The 9,097-nt window shown below is 26.9% G+C and carries 9 protein-coding genes; all 9 read left to right on the top strand.

The window, feature by feature from the left end; genetic code table 11:
- The first annotated feature begins 640 nt into the window (after positions 1-640).
- The 9 genes from BUA86_RS16380 to BUA86_RS15815 all read left to right on the top strand — a co-directional run bounded on the left by BUA86_RS16380 (position 641) and on the right by BUA86_RS15815 (position 8,210).
- Positions 641-1,597, top strand: a complete 957-nt coding sequence (locus tag BUA86_RS16380; protein ID WP_342351377.1) for an RHS repeat-associated core domain-containing protein — start codon at positions 641-643, stop codon at positions 1,595-1,597.
- Positions 1,594-2,073 (top strand): Imm26 family immunity protein, encoded by a 480-nt coding sequence (locus BUA86_RS15850; protein WP_072934135.1) that lies wholly within the window; start codon positions 1,594-1,596, stop codon positions 2,071-2,073. Before BUA86_RS16380 ends, BUA86_RS15850 begins: the two co-directional genes overlap by 4 nt.
- A gap of 229 nt (positions 2,074-2,302) precedes the next feature.
- Positions 2,303-3,460: an RHS repeat-associated core domain-containing protein gene (locus BUA86_RS15845; protein WP_083580412.1), complete on the top strand. Its 1,158-nt coding sequence runs from the start codon at positions 2,303-2,305 to the stop codon at positions 3,458-3,460.
- 6 nt (positions 3,461-3,466) lie between these two features.
- Positions 3,467-3,835, top strand: coding sequence for a hypothetical protein (locus tag BUA86_RS15840; RefSeq protein WP_072934133.1), 369 nt, complete (start codon positions 3,467-3,469; stop codon positions 3,833-3,835).
- A gap of 102 nt (positions 3,836-3,937) precedes the next feature.
- Entirely contained in the window at positions 3,938-5,218 is a 1,281-nt protein-coding gene (locus tag BUA86_RS15835; RefSeq protein ID WP_083580411.1) for an RHS repeat-associated core domain-containing protein, read from the top strand.
- A complete protein-coding gene (locus BUA86_RS15830; protein ID WP_072934131.1) occupies positions 5,219-5,554 on the top strand; it encodes a hypothetical protein in 336 nt (111 codons plus the stop codon). It abuts the gene before it with no gap.
- 544 nt (positions 5,555-6,098) lie between these two features.
- Positions 6,099-6,884 (top strand): RHS repeat domain-containing protein, encoded by a 786-nt coding sequence (locus BUA86_RS16000; RefSeq protein WP_229731954.1) that lies wholly within the window; start codon positions 6,099-6,101, stop codon positions 6,882-6,884.
- A gap of 150 nt (positions 6,885-7,034) precedes the next feature.
- Positions 7,035-7,364, top strand: a complete 330-nt coding sequence (locus BUA86_RS15820) for a hypothetical protein (protein WP_072934129.1) — start codon at positions 7,035-7,037, stop codon at positions 7,362-7,364.
- 264 nt (positions 7,365-7,628) lie between these two features.
- On the top strand, positions 7,629-8,210 hold the full coding sequence (locus BUA86_RS15815) for a hypothetical protein (RefSeq protein WP_143147352.1): 582 nt from the start codon (positions 7,629-7,631) through the stop codon (positions 8,208-8,210).
- The last annotated feature ends 887 nt before the right edge of the window (positions 8,211-9,097 follow it).

Genomic DNA, 9,097 nt, shown 5'->3' with positions numbered 1-9,097 from the left:
TATCTTAAAAAAAACTTATATAAGGTAGAGCAAAGAATTTCTTCATCTAAAATTTTAAGAACTTTGGATAAATTACCTAATTTTTTAGTTTTTGTGATTTTTTGGATTATCATATTTTTCACAGGTATATTTATAAAAGAAACTATTGGATGATTATACTAATATTAAAAATGTAAAATAGTAATATTTATACAAACAACAAAAGCCAGTTATATGCTGGCTTTTGTAATTTATTATAATATCCGATAAAACCGATTAACGAAGATTTATAATGTAAATTTACCTACAGAAGTTCTTTGGAAAAATGGCGATCACATTTCATATACTTATGATGCAAGTGGTGTAAAATTATCAAAATATGTAAAAAGAAATGCATTATCATCAGGAGAGACAACTTATTATATAGATGGATTTCAATACATTGATCCTCCTGGTAGAAATATTAATTATAAGTTACAATTTTTCCCTACAACTGAAGGATATGTAAATGTAACAGATAATAATGCATTTAATTATGTTTACAACTATACCGATCATTTAGATTCATGAATAAAAAATTTGATAAAGTTTTTATGAAATGACCCGAGTGTAACGAGTAGTTCGTTTAAGTTATCAGAAGGAAAATAATGGTACTTTAAAAATATTAGAAGAAAATAATTATTATCCATTTGGACTGAAACATAAAGGATATAATGATCCTACTCTTGCAAATAATAATTATCAGTATAAATACAACGGGAAAGAGTTACAAACAGATTTAGATATTAATCTTTATGATTACGGTGCTCGTAATTACGATCCTGCTATTGGGCGTTGGTTTAATCTCGATCCTTTAGCGGAACAAATGACAAGACACTCTCCTTACAATTATGCATTTAACAATCCCTTAAGATTTATTGATCCAGATGGTAATTCTCCAGAAGATACAACAGAAAGTAATTGTTGTAATAATAGAGATCCAGAACTAGAAGCTATAGAAATGACTGCTGGAAGTATAAATTCAATTCGAGCTTCATTTGCAAATCTAGTTGTCAGAGCAGTAAACATCTTTACTGATGATAGTATTGATAAAAAATATGAAGTAGAAAATGGAGCCCTAATTTTATATAAAAATGTACCAAAAGAGACAACTGGAGAAAAAATAGTTAGTACAATAGGAGATGTTGCTACTTTAGCATTAACAGCTGTTGGAGGACCAGAAGGAGTATTAGCCGCAAAAGGAGGAAAATCAATTCTCACAAATACTGTTAATGATGTAAAGCAAACAGCAGTAAAAACTTTTCAAACATATACTAAAACAAATAAAAAAACTGGTGAAGTATATACTGGTAGAACTAGTGGTACAGGAACAGCTTTAGAGAATGTTGCAAAAAGAGATAAAACACATCATATGACAGAAAATGGCTTTGGAGCAGCTGTTTTAGATAAATCTTCTACTAATAAAAATGCAATTAGAGGTAGAGAACAATATTTAATATACAAAAATGGAGGAGCTAAATCTCAAGGAGGAACTTCTGGTAATGCTATAAATGGTATAAGTCCAAATAATAAGAATAGAACAAAATATTTAAACGCAGCAAAAGTTTTTGGTTTATGAAAAAACAAAGAATAACAAAAGGTAGCATATTAGAAATACCTATTGATGGTAAATATTATGTATATGCTCAAATTTTAGAAAAATCAAGTTATGTATTTTTTAATTTCACCTCTAAAGAGCAGATAACAGATTTTGAAATACTGAATGAAAAACCAATTTTATTTATTATTGCAGTATACAATCATGTTATTACAAAAGGTGAATGGCTTAAAGTAGGAAAAATGAGTATCAGAAAAGAGTTGGAGGTTTTGCCAATGCACTTTATTCAAGATGCTCTAAATCCAACTCATTTTGAATTATATAATCCAAATACTGGAGAGATAGTTCCAACAACAAAAAAAGAAATCATAGGATTAGAAAGAGCATCTGTTTGGGATAAAATTCATATTGAAGATAGAATAAGAGATTTTTATAATAAAGTACCCTGCATATGGTTAGAAGAAGATAGAGAATTATTTAATAGAGAATTTCCTTAATTATGTAAAATGATTTTTAAAACAACAAAAGCCAGCTAAATCCTGGCTTTTGTAATTTATTATAATATCCGATAAAAACCGATTAAAGAAGATTTATAATGTAAATTTACCTACAGAAGTTCTTTGGAAAAATGGAAGTAAAATAAATTATTTATATGATGCTAGTGGAGTAAAGTTATCAAAAATTTTAGCGCCAAGATGGTCAGGGTTTAAGATTTAAACGCATTACATAAATAGTTTTCAATATACTAGATTAGGATCTAGCAATTATTCTTTAGAGTTTTTCCCCACAGCTGAGGGATATGTAAATGTAACAGATAATAATGCATTTAACTATGTTTACAATTTTACGGATCATTTAGGGAATATACGTTTAAGTTATCAAAAGGAAAATAATGGTACTTTAAAAATATTAGAAGAAAACAATTATTACCCATTTGGACTAAAACACAGTGGATATGATGGAGGTAAACTAGGCAACCAGAATTATCATTATAAATACAACGGGAAAGAGTTACAAACAGATTTAAATATTAACCTTTACGACTACGGCGCACGAAACTATGATCCTGCTATTGGACGTTGGTTTAATATTGATCCATTGGCGGAACAGTATCGTAAATGGTCTCCATATACTTATGCTGTAAATAATCCTATCCGTTTTACTGACCCTGACGGAATGAGTGTTAATGACTTTGTTCAACGAAAAAATGGTTCTATTTATTGGGATAGGAATGCAGATAGTCAAGAAACAACTAAACTAGGTGAAACATATTTAGGAAGAAATTTATCTTTTACTTTTAATAGTTATATTGATGAAGATTCTTGGGACGGTCCTTTAGGAAATTTTCCTGTTGGAGATAAAGTTACATCTACTATTAATGTGAGTGCAAATACAGATAAAGATAATAATTTATTATCTATAAATGTTAATTCAGATGAACCTAGAATACACAAAACAGGTGGTTGGATACCTACAGATAATTATTATCCTGGAGAAACTAATTATAAGGTTAATATATCAGAATTAAAGAATGGACAGCAAGTTAGTTATGAGCAACATGCAAAGGTTAATGTTTTAGAAGAAGTAGGATTAAATTTAATGGGTTATGATAAAGTAAATGTTGCTCAAAAATTGACTATTGGATTAAATGGTAATAATTTATCATTAGCTGCCTCAACTGATATTTTTCCATCAGCAAGTTTATCAGTAAAAGGATCTGGAAATTCAAATTCTTTTAGATTAATGAATTATAAACAACCTTCTTTTAAGAATACTCATAGAACAAATACTGTTATTAGAGAAGGAAATATAGGAGCAATGCCTGTAAGAAGAGTAACTTCTAGAAATCAATCAGCAATTTTTTATGAACGATATAGAAATTAGGATACTATGAGAAAAAACATTTTTTTTAAAATTTTAATATATATTTTAGTTCTAAATATTATTTTTTACATAGTTTATTATATTATAAATAAAGATGCTAAACCTATTAAATTATCTGATTTACGTAATCCAGGAGATTGGTTTATGTTCATATGGTTATTCGGAATTCCTATTTTATTAGATTTTTTAAGTGTAGGTTTGCTTATTAATTATGTATTTAGTAAATATAAATTGTTAATACACCTATGTACATTATTGTTTTTTGTACTTATTGTTGAATTCATATTAACAAGTTTACTTTTTGGAAAAGAACCTGCTTTAATTAAAGTTGGTTTAAGTATTATCCTTTTTATACCTTTAATAAAATCTAGATAAAGCAATGTGTCATTTAGATAGCGAGAGCATCATGCTCGTGACTATAAAAAATATTAATTTTTAAATAAACAAAAGTCAGCTATATGCTGGCTTTTGTAATTTATTATATTATCCGATAAAAACCGATTAAAGAAGATTAATGGTTTAAATTTACCTAAAGAAGTTCTTTGGAATACATCTAAGAAGATTAACTATGTTTATGACGCAAGTGGAATCAAGCTTAAAAAAATTGTTACAGACGGTTCAACTGTAACGACAACAGACTATCTTGGAGGATTTCAGTATAGAAATAATGGTTTAGAGTTTTTTCCAACGACTGAGGGATATGTAAATGTAACAGATAATAATTCATTTAATTATGTTTACAATTATACAGATCATTTAGGAAATGTTCGTTTAAGTTATCAGAAAGAAAATAATGGTTCTTTAAAAATATTAGAAGAAAATAATTATTATCCGTTTGGATTGAAGCATAGTGGGTATGATGGGGGTAAACTAGGTAATCAGAATTATCATTATAAATACAATGGGAAAGAGTTACAAACGGAGCTAGGCATTAACTTATACGACTACGGTGCTAGAAATTACGATCCTGCTATTGGTCGTTGGTTTAATATTGATCCACTGGCTGAGAAATTTAATGGCGCATCACCATTTAACTATGCTGCTAACAATCCTATATTATTTATTGATCCTGATGGTAGGGATATTCATATAACTATTGGAAATTCACCTGTAGGAACAACTTCTATTAGGTTAATTGGAGCAAGCGGAGAAGCCCCAAGAGAAGTGAAAATAGATATATACAAAATGACAGTAACAGATGATGTAACAAAAAAAACATCTACATATTATGTAACAAGAGATGCTCCTGTTTATGAATCTGAAAATAAAGCAAATTCTATTCTTGAATTTTTTGGATTTGATGAAACCACATATAATGTTATAAATACAGCTTTTGAACCGTCTAATAAAGATGGAAAATACAAAGGAATTGCATTACAATACCCATCAGGAACTGACTTAGAAGCATTAGCATTAAGAAACGAAGATGGTTCTTCAAATCTTGATGCTGTACCAAATAAAAGCCCTGAAAGAAAAAAAGGAAAAGAAAATGAGGCAACGGGTGTTATGATACATGTTGGAGGGAAATATGAAAAAAATGATGGAAAAACTTACTCAGTAGGATCCTTCGGATGTTTTGGATTGTGTAATAAAGATTCAGGAAATAAAGGAGCTAAAAGCTTCATTAAAGATATTGTAGATAGACGTAATCAAAATAAAAAAGCAAGTAAAGGTACTGATATTAATGTTACAGTGAAAAAACGAAAAAATGTTAACTGGCAATGGGAAGTTGATAAAAATGGTAATAAATCGGAGTAGATGAAAAAAATAATCTTAATTCTAATAACAAATTCTTTTCTAAGTTGTAACCATAATACGACTACAACAACCACTAAATTAATAGGGGAATGGACAAATGAAAAAATTATTTTGAAAATTAATAAAAGTAAAATTCAACGAATAGAAAATGGAAATACATTTAACTACGAATCATATAAAATATGTGGAGATACATTAAAAATGATTAAACAAGGAAAGGAAGAATATCACATTATAAGGATTGTTAATAATAAACTTATTTTTAGTCCAATAGATCCATTTGAAAAAGATATTGAATTAATAGATGAAAGTGTATTTATTAAAAATAATAAATAAAGATGCGATAATGTTCTTAAAGTATTGTTATTTCTAGCTACCTTCGCTATCACGAATATCCTGCTCGTGACTAAGTAAAAAAGATTAAATTTTTAAAATAAACAAAAGCCAGCTAAATGCTGGCTTTTGTAATTTATTATATTATCCGATAAAAACCGAATAGCGAAGATTAATAGTTTATATTTACCTACAGAAGTTCTTTGGAAAAATGGCGATCACATTTCATATACTTATGATGCAAGTGGTGTAAAATTATCAAAATATGTAAAAAGAAATGCATTATCATCAGGAGAGACAACTTATTATATAGATGGATTTCAATACATTGATCCTCCTGGTAGAAATATTAATTATAAGTTACAATTTTTCCCTACAACTGAAGGATATGTAAATGTAACAGATAATAATGCATTTAATTATATCTACAATTACACCGATCATTTAGATTCATGAATAAAAAATTTGATAAAGTTTTTATGAAATGACCCGAGTGTAACGAGTAGTACGTTTAAGTTATCAAAAGGAAAATAATGGTACTTTAAAAATATTAGAAGAAAATAATTATTACCCATTTGGACTAAAACACAGTGGATATGATGGAGGTAAACTAGGAAATCAGAATTATAATTATAAATACAACGGGAAAGAGTTACAAACAGATTTAGATATTAATCTTTATGATTACGGTGCTCGTAATTACGATCCTGCAATTGGTAGATGGATGAACTTAGACCCACTAGCTGAGAAAATGCGACGTCATTCTCCTTATAATTATGCTTTTAATAATCCTGTATATTTTATAGATCCGGATGGAATGATGCCTGTTGGAGGGGATCCACCAAGTAGATTTAAAATGTTATTTGAAAGATTTAATAATCCTAATAAAGCTCTTAATATTATTAAAGAACATAGAAATTCGATAAAATCAGCATCAGATAAATATGGTGTTTCTGCTCAAATAGTAGCAAGTATAATTTTTCAAGAAAAGACAGCTGGGGCTAGAGGCGATTTAGCTAATGTACTTGGTAAATTAATTAAAAGTGATAAAACTCTTTCATTAGGACTTGGAGAAATTCAAGTTCAAAAAGCAATTGAACTAGAGAATAAGTATTCTCCAGGTATTGGATTAGACGTGAATAACCAACAGCATATTGAATGGATGATTGAATATATTCAAAATCCTGAAGTATCAATAGAATATGTTGCAATGAACGTTGCAGATATGCAAGATTATATAGGAAGAGAATTAACATTGAAAGAAGCTACTACAGGGCATAACGAAGGAAAAGAAAATCTAAAATTATACATGGATAAGCCAGAAAAAATATAAAGATAAGAGAGTTGAAAATAGATCATTAAATTTTCAAAATCAAATACAAGAAGCTTTAGAGGGAAAAGTGAAAGTAGAAAGAGTACCTGATCCATCAGGAAGGACGAATGCTATGGATAGATTTAAGTAGAATAAAAAAATATAATAATTATGAAAAAATATATTTTATCTATTAATTTTATTAGGTTTTTAGTATTGCTAGAGATTTTATTTAGTTATTATTTTTTTTATCATACTGAAGGATTGTTTTTTGAGATGCATCCAGGGAATTTTAGACCTGTTACTGAAATTCAAAGCTCAGGTAATGATGAAGATATAGCAATAGGATTTGTAATGATTGTTTATACTTTATTATTCTTATTATTGCTTTTTAACTGGAATAAAAAAATATTATTTTATCTTATATTATTTTTTTTTGTTAATATTTATTTTAACTATTTTAACGATTCAATCAGGAAGCATAATTTATACTATATTTGAATCAAATAATATTTCTTTATCTTTTTTAGTACTAATACCCTTTTTGTTATTGTTTTTAAGTTATTTTAGAATAAATAATAGTTAATAGTAAATGAAGTGGTTTTTTCAACTAGTGCGAGCATCCTGCTGGTAACTAAGTAAGAAAAAATTAATTTTAAATAAACAAAAGCCAGCTAAATTAGCTGGCTTTTGTTTATTATTACATTATCCGATTAAAACCGATTAAAGAAGATTAATTATATAATTTTACTTGCTATGCAAACAATGAATTTAATAATTTTATCACTAATTCTAATTATAAGTTGTGATAATCAAAATTCTTTAGAAAAATCAGCAAAAGAAATAAAGAAAAATAATTACAATAAAACTAATTTCATTCCTGATATAAGAGTTAACGATATTGAATTATCTAATAGTAGAACTTTTTTTAATGGTTACAAAAATTTAGAAAAATTAGTTATAGAAAATAATAATGATTTACCTTTTGTTAGTTTTGTAAATAATTTAAATACTGAGAAATTTACTGTTTACTTTTTTTATGGATCAACTTATGATGAATTCTATCAATTTAAAATTGAATATTTGAATAATGAAAAATTTTATAATTATTTACAATATGACAATTTTATAACTGAGAGTGGTATTAAATTAGGATTATCTAAGAAAGATTTAATAAAAATAAAAGGAAATAATTACAAAGAAAATAATAATGTAATAAAATACATTATATCTGATTATGAATCTTCTCCTTTTTTACAAAAATATAATTTACCAGCATATTTTTCAGAATACACATTTATTAATGGTAAATTAATTAAAATTTACTTTGGATTCGAATATCCATAATTTTATAGAAAATAAAAATAAAGAGTCTCCCTATCATGAGCATTCTGCTCGTTACTAAGATAAGAAAATATTAATTTTAAATTACAAAAGCCAGCTATATGCTGGCTTTTGTAATTTACTATATTATCCGATAAAAACCGATTAAAGAAGATTAATGGTTTAGTTTTACTTGCAAAATTTCAGATTAAATAAATTATGAAACTTCAAAATAATTATTACTTTGTTAGACAGATATGTCTATTTTTCTTACTTTTTTTTATGTTCTTTTTTTATTTATATTTTTTTTATAGAGATAGCAATATCATTTCACAAAATAACTTTGTTACAACTAAAATAATTGAAAAATTTTGTAGTGGTGGTAAGGGACGATCTAGCATAAAAGTAATCTACAATCAATCGATATATAAAATTAATTATGGACGTAATGAATGTGCAGAATATAATGTAGGAGAAACATTAAACGTTTACTATGATAATAAAAATGACATTTTAATAAACCCAGGATCAGCTAAACACAGTTTATGTATATTGATTGTTGTTTCAATAATTTTATTATTTCTTTTAATCCCTTGGAAAAAAATATTAAGTTGAAATACATAAAATTATTACCAAAAGTTAGTGTAAGCATCCTGCTCGTGACTAAGTAAGAAAATATTAATTTTAAATAAACAAAAGCCAGCTATATGCTGGCTATTGTTTATTATTATATTATCCGATAAAAACCGATTAACGAAGATTAATAACTTAGATTTACCTGCATAATATCTAATATATACAATATAAAAGTTTGACAGAAAGAGAAAAATTTTGATAAAAAATGATAGTATTTGATTTTGTAGCCTATAAAGTATATAAGATGGCAAAGAAAGGAAAGCAATACCAAGGTG

The sequence above is a fragment of the Chishuiella changwenlii genome, from assembly GCF_900142565.1.
Taxonomy (GTDB): domain Bacteria; phylum Bacteroidota; class Bacteroidia; order Flavobacteriales; family Weeksellaceae; genus Empedobacter; species Empedobacter changwenlii.
The sequence above is the reverse complement of the archived record's forward strand: the minus strand, read 5'-3'. Positions and strand labels throughout refer to the sequence as shown.

Excerpts from the sequence above, each read along its gene's own strand:
- BUA86_RS15850 (WP_072934135.1), top strand. The coding sequence starts at position 1,594 with ATGAAAAAACAAAGAATAACAAAAGGTAGCATATTAGAAATACCTATT.
- BUA86_RS15840 (WP_072934133.1), top strand. The coding sequence starts at position 3,467 with ATGAGAAAAAACATTTTTTTTAAAATTTTAATATATATTTTAGTTCTA.
- BUA86_RS15830 (WP_072934131.1), top strand. The coding sequence starts at position 5,219 with ATGAAAAAAATAATCTTAATTCTAATAACAAATTCTTTTCTAAGTTGT.
- BUA86_RS15820 (WP_072934129.1), top strand. The coding sequence starts at position 7,035 with ATGAAAAAATATATTTTATCTATTAATTTTATTAGGTTTTTAGTATTG.
- BUA86_RS15815 (WP_143147352.1), top strand. The coding sequence starts at position 7,629 with ATGAATTTAATAATTTTATCACTAATTCTAATTATAAGTTGTGATAAT.